Origin of the sequence: Martelella endophytica, from assembly GCF_000960975.1 — a bacterium.
GTDB classification, from domain to species: domain Bacteria; phylum Pseudomonadota; class Alphaproteobacteria; order Rhizobiales; family Rhizobiaceae; genus Martelella; species Martelella endophytica.
This window is the reverse complement of the sequence record NZ_CP010803.1, coordinates 2,832,105-2,851,062: the sequence shown is the minus strand read 5'-3', so window position 1 is coordinate 2,851,062 and position 18,958 is coordinate 2,832,105. Positions and strand designations below refer to the sequence as shown.

19 protein-coding genes and 1 other RNA gene are annotated in these 18,958 nt (G+C 62.1%); 8 read left to right on the top strand and 12 right to left on the bottom strand.

Features of this window, described 5'->3' with window-relative positions; translation table 11 throughout:
• Positions 1 to 62 precede the first annotated feature (62 nt).
• Positions 63 to 554 (top strand): GNAT family N-acetyltransferase, encoded by a 492-nt coding sequence (locus tag TM49_RS12950; protein ID WP_425283291.1) that lies wholly within the window; start codon positions 63 to 65, stop codon positions 552 to 554.
• Positions 555 to 563: 9 nt separating this feature from the next.
• Positions 564 to 3,455, top strand: coding sequence for an EAL domain-containing protein (locus TM49_RS12945; RefSeq protein ID WP_045681804.1), 2,892 nt, complete (start codon positions 564 to 566; stop codon positions 3,453 to 3,455).
• Between the two features lie 9 nt (positions 3,456 to 3,464).
• On the opposite strand, the gene TM49_RS12940 is transcribed toward TM49_RS12945, so the two are convergent.
• Together TM49_RS12940 and TM49_RS12935 are read right to left on the bottom strand one after the other, a co-directional pair.
• On the bottom strand, positions 3,465 to 4,526 hold the full coding sequence (locus TM49_RS12940) for a zinc-binding metallopeptidase family protein (RefSeq protein WP_045681802.1): 1,062 nt from the start codon (positions 4,524 to 4,526) through the stop codon (positions 3,465 to 3,467).
• Between the two features lie 126 nt (positions 4,527 to 4,652).
• Positions 4,653 to 5,291, bottom strand: a complete 639-nt coding sequence (locus TM49_RS12935) for a YqgE/AlgH family protein (protein WP_045681800.1) — start codon at positions 5,289 to 5,291, stop codon at positions 4,653 to 4,655.
• A 112-nt stretch (positions 5,292 to 5,403) separates the two neighbouring features.
• On the opposite strand from TM49_RS12935, the gene TM49_RS12930 reads away from it, so the two are divergent.
• From TM49_RS12930 to TM49_RS12920, 3 genes are all read left to right on the top strand, one after another.
• A complete protein-coding gene (locus tag TM49_RS12930; RefSeq protein ID WP_045685209.1) occupies positions 5,404 to 6,219 on the top strand; it encodes a protein-disulfide reductase DsbD domain-containing protein in 816 nt (271 codons plus the stop codon).
• Positions 6,220 to 6,308: 89 nt separating this feature from the next.
• Complete coding sequence (locus tag TM49_RS12925) at positions 6,309 to 6,794, top strand: peroxiredoxin (protein ID WP_045685207.1); 486 nt, start codon at positions 6,309 to 6,311, stop codon at positions 6,792 to 6,794.
• A 108-nt stretch (positions 6,795 to 6,902) separates the two neighbouring features.
• Entirely contained in the window at positions 6,903 to 8,009 is a 1,107-nt protein-coding gene (locus TM49_RS12920) for a hypothetical protein (RefSeq protein ID WP_144409555.1), read from the top strand.
• A gap of 5 nt (positions 8,010 to 8,014) precedes the next feature.
• Here TM49_RS12920 and TM49_RS12915 read toward each other — a convergent pair whose 3' ends face one another.
• Entirely contained in the window at positions 8,015 to 8,902 is an 888-nt protein-coding gene (locus TM49_RS12915; RefSeq protein ID WP_045681797.1) for an oxidoreductase, read from the bottom strand.
• An 84-nt stretch (positions 8,903 to 8,986) separates the two neighbouring features.
• Between TM49_RS12915 and TM49_RS12910 the strand changes: the two genes are divergently transcribed.
• Both TM49_RS12910 and TM49_RS12905 read left to right on the top strand, forming a co-directional pair.
• Positions 8,987 to 9,922: a LysR family transcriptional regulator gene (locus tag TM49_RS12910; protein ID WP_082074909.1), complete on the top strand. Its 936-nt coding sequence runs from the start codon at positions 8,987 to 8,989 to the stop codon at positions 9,920 to 9,922.
• 76 nt (positions 9,923 to 9,998) lie between these two features.
• Positions 9,999 to 11,000: an LLM class flavin-dependent oxidoreductase gene (locus TM49_RS12905; protein ID WP_045681796.1), complete on the top strand. Its 1,002-nt coding sequence runs from the start codon at positions 9,999 to 10,001 to the stop codon at positions 10,998 to 11,000.
• Between the two features lie 5 nt (positions 11,001 to 11,005).
• On the opposite strand, the gene TM49_RS12900 is transcribed toward TM49_RS12905, so the two are convergent.
• The 4 genes from TM49_RS12900 to TM49_RS12885 form a co-directional block, all read right to left on the bottom strand.
• Positions 11,006 to 11,809, bottom strand: a complete 804-nt coding sequence (locus TM49_RS12900) for a hypothetical protein (protein ID WP_045681794.1) — start codon at positions 11,807 to 11,809, stop codon at positions 11,006 to 11,008.
• A 137-nt stretch (positions 11,810 to 11,946) separates the two neighbouring features.
• On the bottom strand, positions 11,947 to 12,762 hold the full coding sequence (locus TM49_RS12895) for a hypothetical protein (RefSeq protein WP_045681792.1): 816 nt from the start codon (positions 12,760 to 12,762) through the stop codon (positions 11,947 to 11,949).
• Between the two features lie 384 nt (positions 12,763 to 13,146).
• Positions 13,147 to 13,893, bottom strand: a complete 747-nt coding sequence (locus TM49_RS12890) for a YebC/PmpR family DNA-binding transcriptional regulator (RefSeq protein WP_045681790.1) — start codon at positions 13,891 to 13,893, stop codon at positions 13,147 to 13,149.
• A 93-nt stretch (positions 13,894 to 13,986) separates the two neighbouring features.
• Positions 13,987 to 14,811, bottom strand: coding sequence for an MBL fold metallo-hydrolase (locus tag TM49_RS12885; protein WP_045681788.1), 825 nt, complete (start codon positions 14,809 to 14,811; stop codon positions 13,987 to 13,989).
• Positions 14,812 to 15,028: 217 nt separating this feature from the next.
• On the opposite strand from TM49_RS12885, the gene TM49_RS12880 reads away from it, so the two are divergent.
• The gene (locus TM49_RS12880) at positions 15,029 to 15,847 is read left to right on the top strand and encodes an ion transporter (protein WP_045685205.1); all 819 of its coding nucleotides are present in this window, start codon (positions 15,029 to 15,031) and stop codon (positions 15,845 to 15,847) included.
• A 21-nt stretch (positions 15,848 to 15,868) separates the two neighbouring features.
• Here TM49_RS12880 and TM49_RS12875 read toward each other — a convergent pair whose 3' ends face one another.
• The 5 genes from TM49_RS12875 to TM49_RS12860 all read right to left on the bottom strand — a co-directional run bounded on the left by TM49_RS12875 (position 15,869) and on the right by TM49_RS12860 (position 18,403).
• A complete protein-coding gene (locus tag TM49_RS12875; protein WP_045681786.1) occupies positions 15,869 to 16,693 on the bottom strand; it encodes a TIGR00282 family metallophosphoesterase in 825 nt (274 codons plus the stop codon).
• 109 nt (positions 16,694 to 16,802) lie between these two features.
• A complete protein-coding gene (locus tag TM49_RS12870; protein WP_045681785.1) occupies positions 16,803 to 17,405 on the bottom strand; it encodes a 5-formyltetrahydrofolate cyclo-ligase in 603 nt (200 codons plus the stop codon).
• A gap of 19 nt (positions 17,406 to 17,424) precedes the next feature.
• A non-coding RNA gene (gene ssrS / locus TM49_RS23060) (6S RNA) lies at positions 17,425 to 17,586 on the bottom strand.
• A 106-nt stretch (positions 17,587 to 17,692) separates the two neighbouring features.
• Complete coding sequence (locus TM49_RS12865; RefSeq protein WP_045681784.1) at positions 17,693 to 18,058, bottom strand: cell division protein ZapA; 366 nt, start codon at positions 18,056 to 18,058, stop codon at positions 17,693 to 17,695.
• Positions 18,059 to 18,121: 63 nt separating this feature from the next.
• Entirely contained in the window at positions 18,122 to 18,403 is a 282-nt protein-coding gene (locus tag TM49_RS12860) for a DUF4164 domain-containing protein (RefSeq protein ID WP_045681783.1), read from the bottom strand.
• Positions 18,404 to 18,958: the final 555 nt, after the last annotated feature.

Here is an 18,958-nt window from a genome sequence, read left to right as displayed (position 1 = left end):
CCCTTCAGTCCGAAGAGCATGTGCTGCGCCTGCCGCGCAATTCGGACTTCAAGGCCTGGAAGATGCTGCGAATCAGGAGCCGCGCCTTCCTGCAGCCGTGGGAGCCGCTCTGGAGCGTCGATGACATGACGGAGCGCGCCTTCCGCCGCAGGGTCCGGCGCGTCAATCTGGACTACGATGCTGGCACGAGCATCCAGCTTTTCATCTTCTTGAGGCAGAGCGACACGCTGGTCGGCGGCATCACCATCGGTCTCATCCGCCGCGGTGTCGCCCAGATGTGCATGCTCGGTTACTGGATGGGCGAGGAATATGCCGGCAAGGGCCATATGTTTGCCGCACTTCAACTGGTTATTCCGTTTATCTTCGATGAACTGAGGTTGCACCGCATTGAGGCGGCCTGTATCCCAACCAACGAACGCAGCGCTTCGCTGTTGCAAAAGGCCGGGTTCAGCAGGGAGGGGCTGTTGCGCCGGTACCTTCGCATCAACGGTGTGTGGCAGGATCACCATCTCTACGCCCTGCTGAACGATGAAAATGACGCCAAAAGGACCTGAAAACCAAAGATGCGACCCGCTCCCAGCCGCCTTCACCGGGACCTGGTCCTGCCGCTTCTTCTTGTTCTTGCGTTCTTCGCCAGCGCCGTTCAGGCCCTCGCGCTGGAACCGGTCGAGGTCTCGCGTGGCGATATCGCGATCGATCTGACCGGCCATGTCGACATCTACCCCAATGAAGGCGACACCTTCCAGATTTCGACCGTGCCCGATTCCAATGGCATCCGACGCCGTATCGAGGTGCGTTCCAGCGACGGCGCCCACAGCGGCGACTGGGCGGTTTTCTCGCTTGCAAACGTCTCCGACGAGCAGCTCGATCGCCTGATCGTCGCTCCGCATTTCCGCCTTCCCGGCTCCGGCATGTTCTGGCCGGACCTTGGGTCCTCGCGCATCGCGGCCATCACGCCGAGCGAAGGCTTCGCGCTGAGCAGGCAAAACAGCGACGACGCGGATGTCTTCGCGATCACGCTCAATCCCGGGGCCGTCATTACCTTCGTTGTCGAACTCAGCGGCCCCGAACTGCCACAGCTCTATCTCTGGTCACCCGAGGCCTACAAGGACACGCAAAACGCCTTCACGCTCTACTACGGCGTCGTGCTCGGCATTGCCGGGCTTCTAGCGGTTTTCCTCAGCATTCTCTTCGTGGTGAAGGGAACGTCACTGCTGCCGGCAACCGCGATGCTTGCCTGGTCGGTGCTGCTCTATGTCGCGATCGATTTCGGCTTCCTCGACAAGCTTATCCCGCTTGCGGCCGCGGACCTGCGGATCTGGCGGGCGAGCGCGGATGTGGCGATTTCCTTCAGCCTTGTCGTGTTCCTGTTCACCTATCTCAATCTCGCCCGATGGCATGCGCAACTGGGCTACGCCGCAGCCGCCTGGGGCCTGGCGCTGATGGGTCTGTTCGGGCTTGCGATCTTCGACCCGCCGGCCGCCGCCGGCATCGCCCGCCTCTCCTTCGCGGCAACCGTGGCCGCCGGCACGGGACTGATCTTCTACCTCAGCCTGCGCCGCTACGACCGCGCCATCCTGCTTATGCCGGCCTGGGCGCTGATCGCGGCCTGGCTGTTTGCGGCCTGGATGACGGTGTCGGGGCGGCTCGACAACGACATCGTCCAGCCGGCTCTCGACGGCGGCCTAGTGCTGATCGTGCTGCTGCTCGGCTTCACGGTGATCCAGCACTCCTTTTCCGGTGGCGCCTATCAGCCGGGCCTGTTCTCCGATCTCGAACGCCAGGCGCTGGCGCTGCTGGGCACCGACGGCACGGTCTGGGACTGGGATGTCGGCCGTGACCGGATCGTCACCGAACCCGACTTCGCCCCAAAGATCGGCCTTTCCGCCGGCGCCCTGAACGGGGCGGCGCGCACCTGGCTGCGCTATATCCACCCCGGCGATCGGGACCGCTTCCGCTCCACGCTCGACCTGTTCCTCGAATGGCGGCGTGGACGGCTGAAGATGGAATTCCGGATGCGTGCCAATGACGGCCACTATCACTGGATGCTGATCCGCGCCCGGCCGGTACTGTCGACCGATGGCGAGGTGATCCGCTGCGTCGGCACGCTCTCCGATCTCACCGATCAGAAGGTCAGCACCCAGCGTCTGTTGCAGGATGCGGTGATCGACAATCTGACGGGCCTGCCGAACCGCACCATCTTCCTCGACCGCCTGCAGTCGCTGATCGTCCAGTCGCGTGCCGGCAATGGTTTCCGCCCGACACTGATCGTCGCCGATATCGACCGCTACAGCGACATCAACGAGACGCTCGGTTTTGCCGCCGGCGACAATATCCTCATCGCGCTCACCCGTCGCATCCAGCGGCTCCTGAAGCCGGAGGACACGCTGTCGCGGCTTTCCGACAACAGCTTTGCCATCATTCTGCTGTCGCAGAGCGATCCCGGCGAGGTGGCGGACTTTACCGATCAGCTTGCCTCGGCCATCGACATGCCGATCGCCTTCGAAAGCCGCGAGATTTCGCTCACCGCCTCGATCGGCATCGCCTCGTGGCACGAGGAGCATGAAACCGCCGAAGCTTTTCTGGAGGACGCCCGGCTTGCAACGCTGAGAGCCAAGCGCATGGGCGGCAATGCGGTGGAAACCTACCGCCCTGCCCTGCGCATGCTCAGCGACGAACGCCGGCAGCTTCGCGCCGACCTCAGCCGCGCCATCGACCGCCGCGAGATGTCGGTTCTCTATCGTCCTGTCGTACGCATCGAGGGTTTTGACGTCATCGGCTTCACCTGCTTCCTGAACTGGCGCCATCCCCAGCATGGCGACGTTCCGGCGGGCGAAATCATCGAGATGAGCCGGGAAAACGGCAAGGCCGCCGATCTGGTGCTCTACACCGTCCGACAGGCGCTGGAAGACCTTGTATCGTGGCAGCAGGCGCTGCCGAAGGCGCGTCCCTTCGTCAGCATCCAGCTCAACTCCACGGAGACGCTGCGGACCAGCACGCTGATCGAGCTCGAAAACATCATCCGTCAGTCCGAGGTCGCGCCCCGGCAGGTGGTGTTCGCAATACCGGAAAATGTTGTGCTCGAAGCGCCGGAGCAGGCGAAGCTCGCACTTCAGCATCTGCGCTCGATCGGCGCCGGCCTGACGCTTTCCGAATTCGGCAGCGGTCATGGCTCGCTGACGCTATTGCGCAACTTCCGTTTCGATGCGGCCTATATCAGCGCGGGGATCTTCCGGCAGAACCAGGAAACGCAAGCGGAAACGGTCAGGGCCTTCACGGCGCTGACCTCCACCTATGGCGTGCGCATCGGCGTGACGGAGGTGACGGGCGAGGTCGAGACGGCAGCTTTGGCGGAAGCCGGCTGCGTCTATGCAACGGGACCGCTCTACGGCCCGTCGATCAGCGCGCCGGCAGCGCTCAGGCTGCTGCGCGCCAACGGTCCGGCGGCGGCCTGAGGCCGCCTCCTATGCCGCGGCCTTGTCCCGCGCCCCGCTCAACAGCGTGAAGACGAAATCCAGCTTGGCGATCATCGCCGGCGCCAGCACGAAGGGATAGAAATCGCGCTGGCCCATGCTGCGGTGGATCGCGTTCATGGCAAGCGTCAGCGGCACCCAGGCATCGGCAAGCTGCTGGCCGCTCGAGCAGCGATAAGGATCGCCGAGCGCGTGCAGGTTGGCATCGCTGACGAGCAGGCCGAAGGCCATCGCCGTTTCCAGCGTGTCGACGATGTGGAGCGCATGCGCGAAACTCTCGGCGAAATCCTCCCACGGATGGGTGGCGGCGTAGGCGCTGACGAAACTGTCCTGCCAGCCGGGCGGCGGGCCGTTCTTGTAATGCCGCTCCAGGGCTTCCTGATAGTCCTGCCGCTCGTCGCCGAAGATGGTGCGGAACGCTTCCAGCCTGCCGCCATCGCGCACCAGCCGGTCCCAGACATAATGCCCGACCTCGTGGCGGAAATGGCCGAGAAGGGTCCGGTAGGGCTCGTTCATCTGATCGCGGACGATCTCGCGGGTGACATCGTCGGCCTCGGCCACGCGCAGCGAAATCTTGCCGTTGTCGTGACCGGTCATGGCCGGCGTGACATTTCCGCTGGCATCGACCGTATCTTCGAGAAAATCGAAAACCAGGCCGGTTTCCGGATCGGCCTTGCGCGTGGGCGTCTCGATGCCCCAGCGCAGAAGCGAATAGAACAGATGCCGTTCCGCCCCGACGATGCGGCGAAAGCGATTGAGGCCCTGGTCGGTGGTGGTATCGGGGATCAGGTTGTTGTGCCGGCAGCAGAGGCAAAATTCCTCGTCGCTCTCCGGGTCCACCAGCCAGTTGCAGACGTCGAGCCCGGCATTTGCGCAAAGGCGGAAGCGCCGAGAGGGATCATCGGCCTTGTGCCATATCCCGTCTTTCTCGTCTTCCAGCGCATACATCGCAGTATCCTCCGGCGCAAAGCCGAGGCGATGGCCGCAGGCCACGCAGACACTGTTGTCGAAATAGATGGTCTGACCGCAATGGTCGCATTCGAAGATACGCATCTGGCCCTTTCCAGCATCGCGACAGGCGATGCAATGTGTTCATGCAGCCCGCGGTTTCCGGCACAACCTCGACCGGCCGCCGACGACGGGCAGCGCCGCATAAACGGTTGTGACGGCATGTTTGTTTCAGGCGTGCCCGAAATTCGTCGAAAGCGAGGATGCGCGTACGCCCATGGCGAGCAGTGCCCTGTCGTATTTGCTGTCGAAAGCGCAATCGAAGACGAGGTCCTCGACGGCGGGCGAGGTCAGCCAGTCGTTGTTGGCAACCTCGGCCTCAAGCTGGCCCGGTGCCCAGCCGGCATAGCCGAGGATCAGGGCCGCGCGGGCGGGCCCCCTGCCCTTGGCAACGGAGCGCAGGACATCGAGTGTGCCGGTCAGAAGCAGGTCATCGCTGACCGGGATGCTGGAATCGCTCAGATAGTCGTCGGAATGCAGCACAAAGCCCCGCCCCGGCTCCACCGGGCCGCCGGAGAGGACGGGGAAATCATCCAGATCGTCTGCAGACGCGGTTTCATCGGTCACGAGGTTGAGCTGTTTCAGCACATCGGGAAGCGAAACCGTCTGGGCACGATTGATGATGAAGCCCATCGCGCCTTCATTCGAATGGGCACAGATGTAGATCACGGTTCGTTCGAAATCGCTCTCTGCCAGTTGCGGCATGGCGATCAGGAACTGGCCGTCGAAAGGCCCCCTCTCATGTGCGTCCTTAAGCTTCTCCAGCAAGTCAGCCTCCTGCAAAGATTTGGCGCGGCTTCGAGAATTCATCGTAGGCATGCTTTGAACATGGAGCAAGGTCACGCCATGTTCAACTCAAATTGTCCGGTTTTTCATTACCATCCCGTGGCGAAGGGCCTTCGGCTGGGGTATGGAGTGGCGCATGATCAAGACCGCACTCATCCTTGCCTGCCTGGCGCTGACAGCGCTTCCCGCCCATGCGGAGCCGACCCGCTGGGCCGAAGACCCCGGTGGCCGCATGCGGGTGATCGTTACGCCGCCGGAGGCGGACGGCACCATCAGGGCCGCGCTGCAGGTGGAGCCGGAGGACGGCTTCATCACCTATTGGCGCGAGCCGGGCGAAAGCGGTATCCCGCCGCAGATCACGATATCGGGCAGCGACGACGTCGCGCTGGAAACCATCGCCTATCCCGTGCCGAAACGCATCGACATCGCCGGCAACACCGACATGGCCTATGACGGGCCGGTGACCTTTCCGCTGACGCTTTCGTCGAAACCGGGGACGCTGCCGTCGCTGGAAATCAGTGCCTTCATCGGCCTGTGCAAGGATATCTGCATCCCCTTCCAGGCCACATTCGATATCCCCGCAGACCCTGCGGCCTGGGCCACCGGCCCGATCGACGCCGCCATTCTCGCCGCCGCCCGCTCGACCTTGCCGGAGGAGCCGACCGCGGATTTCCGCATCGACGCGGCGCGCCGCACCAGCCACGCCCTCGACCTCGGTCTGACAATGCCCGGTGGCACTGAAAGCCATCCGGAAATCACGCTTGCCAACAGCGAAGGCTATATCGTCGAAGCCCCGAAGGGACACTGGAAAGACGACGCCTATCGCCTGACGATACCGCTTTCGAGCCTCCCTGAAGGCCAGGATGCCGCCGAGGGCGATTGGCTGCTTCTCGCCAAATCCGGCGGACGAACGCTCGAAACGCCGCTTGTCTTTGACCAAGGCCAGCCCTAACTTCCCTTTTGTCTTTACGCGCGTCTGATGCGAGATCGGGCAACAGCCTGTCCGGGCGCGTATCATATTTCAAACAAGGGAGAATGATCATGTCGATTGCCAAGGGAGACACACTGCCGTCCGCGACGTTCAGGGAGCTGACCGAAAACGGACCCGAGAAGGTTTCGACCGACGACATCTTCAAGGGCAAGAAGGTGGTGCTGTTCGCCGTACCCGGCGCCTTCACCCCGACCTGCTCGATCAACCATCTGCCGACCTATCTCGAAAACCGCGATGCCATTCTTTCGCGCGGCGTCGACGAGATCGCCGTGGTCGCGGTCAACGATGCCTTCGTCATGGGTGGCTGGGCCAAGGCCACCGGCGGCGAAGGCAAGATCCGCTATCTTTCCGACGCCGACGGTTCGTTCACCAAGGCACTCGGCATGGAACTCGACCTCTCCGGCGGTGGCCTCGGGGAGCGCTCAAAGCGTTACTCCATGCTGGTCGACAACGGCGTGGTGAAGGAACTGAACGTCGAGGAGAATTCGGGCCAGGCAACGGTCTCGGCTGCCGCAACCATCCTCGGCCAGCTCTAGGTCGCACGGCTGCATCGCCGCGAAGAACGAGAAAGCGCACGGGGGTCGCACCCTGGTGCGCTTTTTTCGCGTTCTGGTATAAAGGCCCATCTGTTGGAAGACATCGAGATGCAGCGACCTGCCTTCTCCAGAGCCGGTGCAAAGCGCGCCGGCACCGTTCTGCTCGCGGCTGCCCTGATCGTCGCGTCGCCCTTCGTCGTGCCCAGCGGACTGGAATCCGTCCGGCTGATCGCGGAACGCAACGATCCCGTAGCCATCGCAGATTACCGCCTGAGCGCGCTCACCGCCGACGATTACCGCCGCGCCATCGCTGAAGCCCTTTCCGATGACGATGCGGGGCTTGCCGAAAGCCTGATGCTGCTGGCAGAAAGCCGTGGCGTCGCGATCAGCGGACCACTGCGCGAACAGGTGGAGATGGCAGTCAGCCGCGAAGCGAGCCTCACCCATCAGCTTTCAGAACTCTATGAAGGCGCCGTCAGCGGCAATCCCGATAGCACCGCCGGTCTGATCGGCGCGATCGCGACCGACCTCACCACGGTCGGCGATGTCCGTGACATCATCAATGAGGGCGGCGCGTATCTGGACGGCGATGACTACGATCCGCTGATCCTCGGACTTTCGGTTGCCGGTCTTGCCATTACCGGCGCTGTGATCGCCACCGCCGGCTCGGCGACCACGGCCAAGATGGGGACAAGCGCGCTGAAGGCAGCCGGCAAGGCTGGCGCGATCGCGGCGCCTCTGCGCCGTTCCTTCATCCGCCTCACCGGCAGCGCCGTCAACGGCAAGGCGCTTGGCGAGGCGCTGCCGCTACTGAAGCGCGGCAATGTGACGGCCGCCCGCCGGACACTGGCCACCTCGCTCGATACCAAGCCGCTGGTGAAGCTCCAGGATGCCGCAGTCGATGTCGGCACGGTGATGCGCAAGCAGGGCTTCAAGGCCGGCACGGAGATGCTGAAGGTCGCCGACACGCCAGCGGACCTCGCCAAGATGAGCAAGCTCTCCACCCGGTTCGGCAAGCGCTTCCGTGCCATCCTGTTCCTGCTCGGCTCCGGCGCGGTAACGCTTGGTGGCTATCTGATCGCGGCCGCCGGCTGGACGGTCTCGCTCGCGCTGTGGCTTGTCGGCGCTGCGTTCTTCGGCTGGCGCCTCCTGCGCCTCGGCTGGCGGTTCTTCCTGTTCCCGCTGGGCCGCGCCCTGTTCGGGCGCGTGCCCTGATTGCGTCAACCCTTCGCGGCGATCGCGTCCAGGCGCTTCAGGTGATCCTCACCGAGCGTTAGTTCGGCCGCGGCGATATTGTCGCGAAGATGCGCGCGTGACGATGTGCCGGGGATGACGAGCATGTTGGAGCTGCGCTGCAGCAACCAGGCCAGCGACACCTTCTGGATCGAACTGCCGAGCTCCGAGGCGACCTTGTCCAGCACCTCTGCCTGATAGGGCAGGAAGCCGCCGAGAGGGAAATACGGCACGTAGGCGATGCCCTGTTCGGCCAGGCTGTCGATCATCGCATCGTCGTCGCGATGGATCAGATTGTAGTGGTTCTGCACGCAGACGATGGGCGCGATATCCTGTGCGATCCTGATCTGCGCCTCGGTCACCGTCGACAGGCCGATATGGGCGATCAGCCCCTCCTCCTGCATCCGGCGCATTTCCAGCATCGGTTCTTCGATCTCGCTGTCATCGCTGAAACCGGTCGCGCTTCCCATGCGCAGATTGACGATCGCGACCTGATCGAGCTTCAGGCGCTCCAGATTGTCCTCGACGGACTTGCGCAGGAAAGCGGGGCTGTGATCCATGTTCCAGCCCCCCTCGTCATCGCGCCAGCCGCCGATCTTGGTGACGAGCGTGAGGTTTTCCGGATAGGGATGCAGCGTCTCCGCAATCAGCCGGTTGGTGACGTAGGGGCCATAGAAGTCGCTGGTGTCGATATGGTCGATGCCGAGTGCGATCGCCTCGCTGAGGACGGCACGGCATTCTTCCGGGTCCTTCGGTTCGCCGAAGACATGCGGGCCGGCAAGCTGCATGGCACCGAAGCCCATGCGGTTGACCGAGATATCGGTACCCGGAAAGGTGAAACGGCCTGCGGCGGAGGCGGGCGTTGTGCTGGTCATGGTGGTTCTCCTGAGTTGGTGACGGGAAGATAGGGTCTCGACGCCTGATTGATAATCCGCACAAATTCGAATACGCTGATCGCCATGCCGAACAATAATTACCTGCCGTCGCTCGACGACCTGCTCACCTTCATCGTGATCTCGCGTGTCGGCGGTTTCCGCGCCGCCGCCCGGCGTCTCGGCCTCTCCCCCTCGACCGTCAGCGAGACGATCACGCGGCTCGAGGCCGAGCTTGGCGTGCCGCTGATCATCCGCACCACCCGCAGCGTCCACCTGACGGAAGCCGGCCGGGCACTCGCCGAACGGCTGGAGCCGGTCATCTCCGAGACCCGTTCGGCGATCGCCGATGCGACCAGCAGCGAAGGCGTTGTCCGCGGCCGGCTCAAGATCCAGGTGCCCGGCGCGGTGATGGAAGACATCCTGCCGCCGATTATCGACGGTTTTCTGCAGAAGAATCCGGAAGTGCGCCTCGAAATTCTCGTCGACGACCGCTTCACCGACATGATCGCGACAGGCTGCGACGCCGGCATCCGCTATGGCGAGCACCTGGCGCAGGACATGATCGCGGTTCCGATCGGCCCGCGCGCGCAACGGGTGGCGCTCGGCGCATCGCCCGAATATCTCGCCCGGCGCGGCGTTCCCGCGCATCCGCGTGACGTGCTGACCCATGAATGCATCCGCATGCGCTTTGCCTCCGGCGCGCTGACCGAGTGGGAATTCGAGCAGGAGGGCGAGACGCTGCGGCTCGATCCGACGGCGCGGCTGATCGTCGGCACCACCGGCTGGCACGGTGCCCTGCGACTGGCCATTGCCGGACACGGCCTGATCTACACTTTCCGCAACTGGCTCGAACCGCATTTCACATCCGGCGCGCTGGTGCCGCTGCTGGAAGACTGGTGCCCGCCCTTCGAGGGGCCTTACCTCTATTATTCCAGCCGACTGACGCCGCGGCCGCTGCGCGCCTTCATCGATCACGTCGCCGCCGAACGCGCCGCCGCCGACAGGAAAGTGGCCTCCTGAGGAGGGTTTGTTTTGCAAATCAACTGATCAATTCCTAACTGAAGCAAAACAGGTTTGTTTCAGACAGGATTTTCCCATGACGGCTTTTTCGATTCTCGACCTCTGCCCGGTGGTTGAAGGCGGCACGGTTCCCGAAGCGCTTGACGCCACGCGGCAGATGGCGCGGCAGGCCGAGGCCTCCGGCTTCACCCGCTTCTGGCTCGCAGAACACCACGGCATGACCGGCATTGCCAGTGCGGCGACCTCGCTGGTGATTTCGGAAGCCGCGCGCGCCACAAAGACCATCCGCGTCGGCTCCGGCGGCATCATGCTGCCCAACCATTCGCCGCTGGTGATCGCCGAGCAGTTCGGCACGCTGGAGGCGCTTTATCCGGGCCGCATCGATCTCGGCCTTGGCCGCGCGCCCGGCACGGACATGAACACCGCCCGCGCGCTTCGTCGCAATCTCGAGGCAGGCGCCGAGACCTTCCCCAACGACATCGTCGAGCTGCAAACGCTGATGAGCGAACCGCAGGAAGGCCAGCGGCTGATCGCCAATCCAGGCGCCGGCGCCAATGTGCCGATCTATATTCTCGGCTCATCCACCTACAGCGCGCATCTGGCCGCCATGCTCGGCCTGCCCTATGCCTTCGCCTCGCATTTCGCCCCCGACATGCTGTTCGAGGCGCTTCACATCTATCGCAGCAACTTCCGCCCCTCGAACCAGCTCGACAAGCCGTATGTGATCGTCGGCGTGATGGCGGCATTGGCTGACACGGATGAGGAAGCCGATTATCACTTCACCTCCGCGCTGCAGAGCTTCGTCGCGCTGCGCCGCAATGCCCGCGGCAAGACGCCCCGCCCTGTCGAAAGCATGGATGGCCTCTGGACCGAGATGGAGAAGATGTCGATCGAGCACACCTTCCAGTTCGCCATCGTCGGCGGGCCGGAAAAGGCGAAGGCCAAGATGGAGCGCTTCGTCGCCGACACCAAGGCCGACGAGGTGATCATCTCCGTACCGGTTCATTCGGTGGAAGCACGGCTGAAATCGGTCGCGATGTTCGGCGAAATGCGCGGCGCGCTGAAGCAGGCGGCGTAGACCCGTTACTTCGGAAACACGAAACTGACCACGGCCCGCAGACCCCATCCCTCCGGGCCGTTGTCGGGCGCCGTCGCCCAATAACGCGCGCCGAGCGACAGGCTCACAGGCTGTTTGCCGGCCATCACCAGCTTGCCGACGGTGAAATCGATCGGCACGATCCAGTCGTCTGCGACCCAGTCATATTCCGCCTCGCTCGTCAGCGAGAAGGTCCAGGCGGATTTCGTGTTGTACGAGACAAAGGGCTGGGTCATCGTCGTCGAGATGCGGGTGCGGTCATCCGCGCCGGCGAAGGACCAGACGTGGTTGGCAAGAAGCCCGGTCGTCCACGGACCGTTCTCGAACGCCACGACGCCGGTCGGGCCGGCGCCCCATTTCTCGGACCCGAGCAGATCATCCGTCGCGGTGGGGAACAGGAAGACCGGCCCGGCGCCCCAGATCAGCCCGTTGACGCCGGGATTGACCGGCGAAAGAAACAGCGACATCAACGTATCGCCGATACCGAACTGGCTCCCCGAGGGCCCTGCGATATCGGTCTGCTGTTCGATCGGAACGATCGTCCTCGTGATCAGATACCAGTCCTCATTCAGCTTGAAGGGGACAATCGGTTGGATATTGAGCTGAAGCTGGTCGCCCTTGTCCGGCCCATAGCCGCGATCATAGTTGAACTGGAAGGGCAGCACCGTCAGCGGCGCCACCGGATTTGACAGCTGCTTGGCGAGCGCCGCCTTCGAAGAAGGCTCGTCAGCCAGCGCAGAACCGACTGCGAGCGCCTGAGCCAGACACCACGTTACCAAAAAGACTCGCATCTTATCCTCCCAAGCGAACTTCAGAGTGATTCAACTTTAAAGAGCTTTCGGTTGCAATCCTTTACAAGCGGAAATTCTCCGGAAGTCACTTGAAAATCAGCTGGCATCGGGCAAAAGCCCCGATAGACCGACACAATTCAGGTCTTTGGAAAGACGAAAGCTACCCCGAGACGAGCGCCCCAGCGGTCCGGCCCCCCATCGGGCCTTGCCGCCCAGTACCGGACGCCAGCAGTCAGGTTGACGGGTTGTTCGCCAAATTTCACCAGCTTGCTCAGCGTCAGCTCAACGGGAACTGCCCAGATATCGCCCTTCCAGTCATAGGTCGTTTCCGTTGTCAGCCCCAGGCTCCAGACATGCGCGAACCGGTAGGTCATAAAGGGCTGGAGAAATGTCGAGCTGATATCCTTTCTGTCATCGTCGCCGGCAAACGACCAGATATGGCTGCCGAGAAAACCAACCGTCAGCGGTCCAGTCTGATCGGCAATCACGGCCGTCGGCCCGGCACCCCACTTTCTGCCACCAAGCAGGTCATCGGTTGCGGTCGGCAGAAGGAATATCGGCCCGGCGCCCCAGATCAACCCGTTTATGCCGCTGTCGCGTGGGGATAGAAACAGGCTCGTGGTCGTGTCGCCAAAGCCGAATTGCTCTCCGGACGGACCAAAAACGTCGTTCTGCGAGACCAGCGGAATGATTGTTCGCGTAATCAAATTCCAGTCGTCATTCAGTCGGAAAGGAATGATTGGCTTGAACTTGAGATCGAACCGATCACCACCCTCTGGGCCGTATCCGGTGTCGTAGTTCATTTCCAGCGGCAGGACGACCATGGAAGCAACCGGATTGGCCAGCTTCTTCGTGATCTCGCTCGCAGCCCCACCATCGTCCTGCGCCGCAGCGCCCCTCGCAAAAAGCAGCAATATCGCCGTTGTCAGCGGCGCCAATTGTGAAAACCGCATGCACTACTCCTCCCAGAATAATTTCACTCATGCGATTTCATGAATACACCCCTGAGAAGACTATTAATAATTAAATCAAACAAAGAAACATTAATTATAAATATCACCAATTCGATATAAACCGAAAAATAGATTTAAAATATTAAATTACATTTATTAATTAATATAGAAAATGCACTTAAGCCGATTTCACGATACACGCCCACCATCACACATCTCCACCTTTTTTTTCGCGAAGAATACAAAGCTGGAAAAGCTCAAGCTACTTGGCAAGATCAGCCACCAGACACGCAGCACTCTACCACCGAGCGCCACAGGCTCTTGAAATGCAAAAAGCCGCCAGCGTCGACACCGGCGGCCTTGGAATGTGTACTACTCGAAAGATCAGGCGGAAAGCTTGGCCATCACTTCGTCGTCGACTTCGAAGTTCGAATAGACGTTCTGGACGTCGTCATCGTCTTCAAGGTTTTCGATCAGACGCATCAGCGAGGTGGCGCGCTCCTCGTCGACGGGAATGGTGTTCTGCGGCTTCCAGATGGCCTTGACGCTTTCGGCCTCGCCGAGCGCCTTTTCGAGGGTGGAGGAAACTTCGTTGATGTCTTCGAAGGCGCAGTAGATGGTGTGGCCATCCTCGTCGGTAACAACGTCTTCGGCACCGGCTTCGATGGCGGCTTCCATCATGGTGTCGGCATCGCCGGCTTCTGGCTTGTAGACGATCTCGCCGACATGGTCGAAGGAGAAGGCGACCGAGCCGGTTTCGCCGAGCGCGCCGCCAGCCTTTGCGAAGATCGAACGGACGTTCGAGGCGGTGCGGTTGCGGTTGTCGGACAGCGCCTCGACGATGACGGCGACGCCGCCCGGGCCGTAGCCTTCGTAGCGGACCTCGTCATAGTTCTCCGCATCGCCACCGGCGGCCTTCTTCACGGCGCGCTCGATGTTGTCCTTCGGCATCGACTGCGCCTTGGCGTTCTGGATGGCGAGGCGCAGACGCGGGTTCATGTCCGGGTCCGGCGTGCCCATCTTGGCGGCGACGGTGATTTCACGCGCCAGCTTGGAGAACATTTTCGACCGCACCGCATCCTGCCGGCCCTTGCGGTGCATGATGTTTTTGAACTGTGAATGGCCAGCCATGGAGCCCCGCCCTGTTTTTGTTTGTCAGAATGGGCGCCTTATAAGGGCGAGAGGCCTTTCGTTCAAGTCCGCACGCGCCGAAACGGCACGGCGCTACCAGACGCCCTGAAGCAACAGGATCCGTGGAGGCCGCGGCAGTGAGGAGAGCGAGACGCGCACCGTTCGATCTTCCGAATAGACGATCTCGTACTGATCCGCGAACATCGCCGCGAAATCGCGCACCCTGGGGCCGGTGCGGTGCATCGGCAGCACCAGCGATGAATGCAGCCGCTCGATGACGTTGCGCATGCTTTCCGCGCCGAGCGTCAGCCCGCCATCGACCGGCACCATGACGATATCGAGCCGGCCGATCTCGGCAATATGCTTGTCGGTGAGTTCGTGATGCAGATGGCCGAGATGGCCGATGCAGAGATCGGCGACCTCGAAGATGAAGATCGAGTTGCCGTCATGCTCGAAGCCGTCATCGCTGGCCCAGGAACGGATATCGGTGGTGACATTGCGGATATAGGTGTCCTCGACGACGAGATCGTGGTCTGCCGGTTGCCCCGGCGTGTCGCCCCAGCCGTGCAAAACGATCTCGATCTCGGGATCGGGCATGAGCGTGAAATGGCTTTCATGCGCCTTGTTCATGGTCGCGACATCGGCCGCCCCACCCGGCAGGCTGAAGCCTGAATAGTCGGTCGCGATGCGCAGGCCGCCCGGCGTCTCGATCAGGAAGGTCGAGTGCCCGACGAAGGTGATCGCCACTTCCGGGGCCTCGTAGGCAACCGGCGCCAGGCTCGCGAATTTCACATCGGGAAGCCGCTCCGCGATCGCCTGACACTGGCTGACGGGCGGCCGAGACTGCGCCTGCGCGCCGGAGGTCGCAAACACAAGAACTGCCGGGATGAGCATCGCGAAAAGACGAAGCACTGCCATTCCCTCCGGATTTTACGGATGATGACAGCATGCGGGACGGGTGGCGAAAGGTCCATGCACGCCAACGCCCCAGGCGTTCACACGTTCGTGAGCCGGTTTCAGCGACCATGGCAACACAATGGAAAGCGAAGTGACCATTCGGCGGCGGCGAACCCTTGCATGGAACGCCTTTGCGACCCATCTCAACACCGCCCAAGCCAAAACCGACGGAGAATGCATGCGCGAGAAGATGCTGGTTCTGACGAAATCCCGCGAATGGGAAAGTTTCATCCTCATTGTCATCATCATCAACGCGATCACTCTGGGTTTCGAGACGTCCGAAACGATCATGCAGAGTTTTGCTGGACCCGCGCTCCGCCTCTTCGACAGGGCCGTCCTGGTGATCTTCGTCGTCGAGATCGCGATCCGCATCTATGCCCATCGTCTGCGTTTCTTCCGGGATCCCTGGAGCATCTTCGATTTCACCATCGTGGTGATCAGCCTTCTGCCGGCAAGCGGACCGCTGCAGGTGTTGCGCGCATTGCGCATCCTCCGTGCGCTCAGGCTGCTATCGATGATCCCGTCGCTGCGGCGCGTCATCGGCGGCCTGATCGCCGCGCTGCCGGGCATGGGTTCGATCATCGTTCTGATGGCGCTTGTCTTCTACATCTTCGCCGTCATCGCTACCAAGCTCTATGGTGAGGCTTTTCCGGAATGGTTCGGATCGCTTGGCGCGACCATCTACTCGCTGTTCCAGATCATGACGCTCGAAAGCTGGTCGATGGGCATCGTCCGGCCGGTCATGGAAGTCTATCCCAATGCCTGGCTGTTCTTTGTGCCCTTCATCCTCTCGACCGCCTTCACCGTCCTCAACCTCTTCATCGGTATCATCGTCTCGGCGATGCAGAAGGAACATGAAGAGGAACTGCGCGAGGAAGATCGGCAGGCAAGAGAGCCTGAAATGCAGGAGCTTTTGCACGAAGTCAGAGCATTGCGCAGCGAGGTCGCAGCCCTTCGGCAGGACCAGGCGCCGCGGCCCGCCCCGACAACGGCATAGCCTTCAGGCAGAAGCTAGCTCTTACGTCCAGAACGCCGGCACCGTCTCCTCAAGCCTTGGCCCGAGCCTTAGCGGAGCGATGTTTTCGGCGAGGCCGGTGCGGTCGGATATGTCGATGCCGAGGCCGCAGATGGTGGCGGGGCCGCTGGCGGCTTCGAAGCGGGACTTGTTCATCTTCGAAACGAAGCGGGAGAGCGGCTCTTCCTTTTCCATGCCGAGCGACGAATCGTAATCGCCGCACATGCCGGCGTCCGACATGTAGCCCGTGCCGCCGTTGAGGATCTGGCAATCGGCGGTCGGAACATGGGTATGGGTGCCGACGACGAGGCTGGCGCGGCCATCGACGAAATGGCCGAAGGATTGCTTCTCGCTGGTGGCTTCCGCATGGAAATCGAAGACGATGGCATCGACCTGCTCCTTCAACGGGCAGGCTTCGAGGATCGTCTCGCCGGCCTTGAAGGGGTCGTCCAGTTCGGGGTGCATGAATACCCGGCCCATGATGTTGGCGACGAGCACCCGCGCGCCGTTGCGGGCATAGTGGATGCTCGATCCCCTGCCCGGCGTGCCCGGCGGATAGTTTGCGGGACGCAGGAACTGCTCGTGGCGATCGGCGAAGATGATCGCGTCCTTCTGGTCCCAGACATGGTTGCCGGTGGTCACCACGTCGGCGCCGGCATTGATGGTTTCCAGGAAGATCGTCTCGGTGATGCCGAAGCCGCCGGCGGCGTTCTCGCCGTTGACGATGACGAAATCGAGCTTCAGATCGCTGATCAGGCCCGGCAGGCGCTCCCACACCGCCTTGCGGCCCGTCTTGCCGACCATATCCCCCAGAAATAGCAAACGCATGAAAAATCCAATCTGTCTCAAGGCGCGGGCGACAGAATGCGGCAGGCCGCGCACGCCTCCGTTTACCCCCGGACGGCTGACATGCAAATGGTTTTCTCGCCCTTTTGTTTCAGGCAAAAGATGTGGGTATCGCGGAAAACCAGCGCAGGCCGCTTTCGGTGACAATACCGTCGAGGGGAACATCATGCGGCTCGGCCGGTACCGAGGGCACTTCCTGCAGGTCGAAGGCGACGCCAATGAGCACGGGTCTGCGACCGATCGCATGCAGCCGGTCGATTGCGCGGTCGTAGTGGCCGGCGCCATAGCCGATGCGGTTGCCCTTCTCGTCGAAGACCGAAAGCGGCATCAGCAGCACGTCCGGCTCGACAAGCGCCGCCCCCTCGCCCGGCGCCATCGTGCCGAAGCCGCCAGCGACAAGCGGCACGTGGGGAAGATGGGAACGGAAGACGATGGTTTCGCGGTCGAGCACCGCCGGCAGGGCAAGTTGCGCGCCGGCCTGTTCAAGAAGGCCGAGCAGAAAGCCGACATCGGCCTCCGAGCGGATCGCATGGTAGCCCGCGACCGTCAGTCCGCCGATGCCGTGCGACAGCGCATCGGCACCGTGGGTGGCAATGGCGAGGCTCTTTTCGCGGCGCGCATCTTCCGACAGGGCATCGCGTCGCGCGAGGCTCCGCTGGCGCAGTTCGGGCTTGGTATCGGGAAAAGCGGGCAAGAAAGTTCCTTCCGCTGAAAGGTGGTCCACGGCGACCGATGGCGTCGTTTGGATCCTGGGCGCCTACAGAAGTAGGTGGGCGCCATATAACCCAGCCCACGGGCCGGGTCAGGGACAGCTCCCTTAGGATCGAGTAAGGCCCCGGGGATTCGATGACTCCTGTCGGGAAGCGCAGACCGATCCCATATATAGAGCGTCGTGATAGCGCCTGAAAGAGGCAATCAACGGCAAAAATGAAATCGGCTGCCGGACGCCTGTGCATAACGCCGATTGCGCCTTTCAGGACGTCATTTCTCGGCGCCTGAAACCTTCTTGGCGAGCGTTGAAATCCGCCCGGCGAGGCTTTCGAGAGCTTCGGCGACCTGGTCGTCGTGGGCCGCGCGGGTTTCGCCCGCCGTTTCCGCCTCGCCCCTCAGCCGGGTAAGCTCGGCGCTGTCGGCATCGAGCTTGGCCTGCAGGTCGCTCAATTCGTCCATGATCATGATTCCGGCCATCACCGTCAGCCGCAGATCGCCGATCTCGCCGAACTGTTCGCGCAGGTTGAAGATGTAGGAATCGAATTTCGCCGCGAGCGAGAACAGGTGATCCTCCTGCCCCGCCTCGCAGGCCATGCGATACGCCTTGCCATCGATGTTGACGGTGACTTGCGCCATTTTCAGCGTCCTTCCGTCGGCTCGGGTCGAACGTCGGAAAGTCCCGCCCGTTGCGCCACTGACCTATTTTTCATGGGCGAGAACCGAACGGATGGTTTCCATCGCGTTCACCAGCCGGCGAGAAACCTCGCGGTTGACCTCTTCCAGCCGGTTCGCCCGAAATTGCGCCTGATCGAGCTCGCGCGCAAGCCCGGCACGGTCCTCGTGAACGAGACGCACCTCGTTTTCGAGTTCCTCGCGATGCTGCAGCCGCTCGCTGCGCGCATCGACGGCATTTTCCAGGCTTGCAAGCGCCTGTTCCAGCGCCTTGACGGCATTGCCAAGCCGGTCTGATGTAGAGGCCATCCGTTCAACTCCCCAGCGCTCCGTGCGTGGCCCGGCTCATTACTTGGAAAGGCCGCGCAAACACACGCGAATCGGCAAGACGCTTCAGATTTCATCATGATCTTAGGAAGAGTTAAGAGCCGGGGTCAACTGAGCGCAGTCGTTGTCAAGAGGAAAGTGAGAGCGGCGGGCGGCCTCGACCATTTCGCCACTGTTCAAGGCGCCAATCGCGGCAGTGCGATTTGTGGCGGGCTTGAGCCGACTTGTCATAAAACAATGAAGCCCGCGACAAAACGCCGTATTAATCGTTTAGATCGCAGGCTTGAAAGCGGTTGGCCATGGCTTTGGAGGCGCGTTAAAGGCCGGCGGCACTGGTGAAACGTGAGGTTCTGGGTGCGCAGGATTAAGCTGTGGCAGGCAAAAATAAAATGGTGTAGGCTCCACGCGTCTTCAGGCCCTGTACCCGATTACGCCATCCGGCGCCTTGATTCGGCCGGGCAACATTGTAATTTAGCCGGCAGCTGAGCCGCCCGGGCACTACGTCCGGATATCCTGACTGTTTAATGCAATCCCACA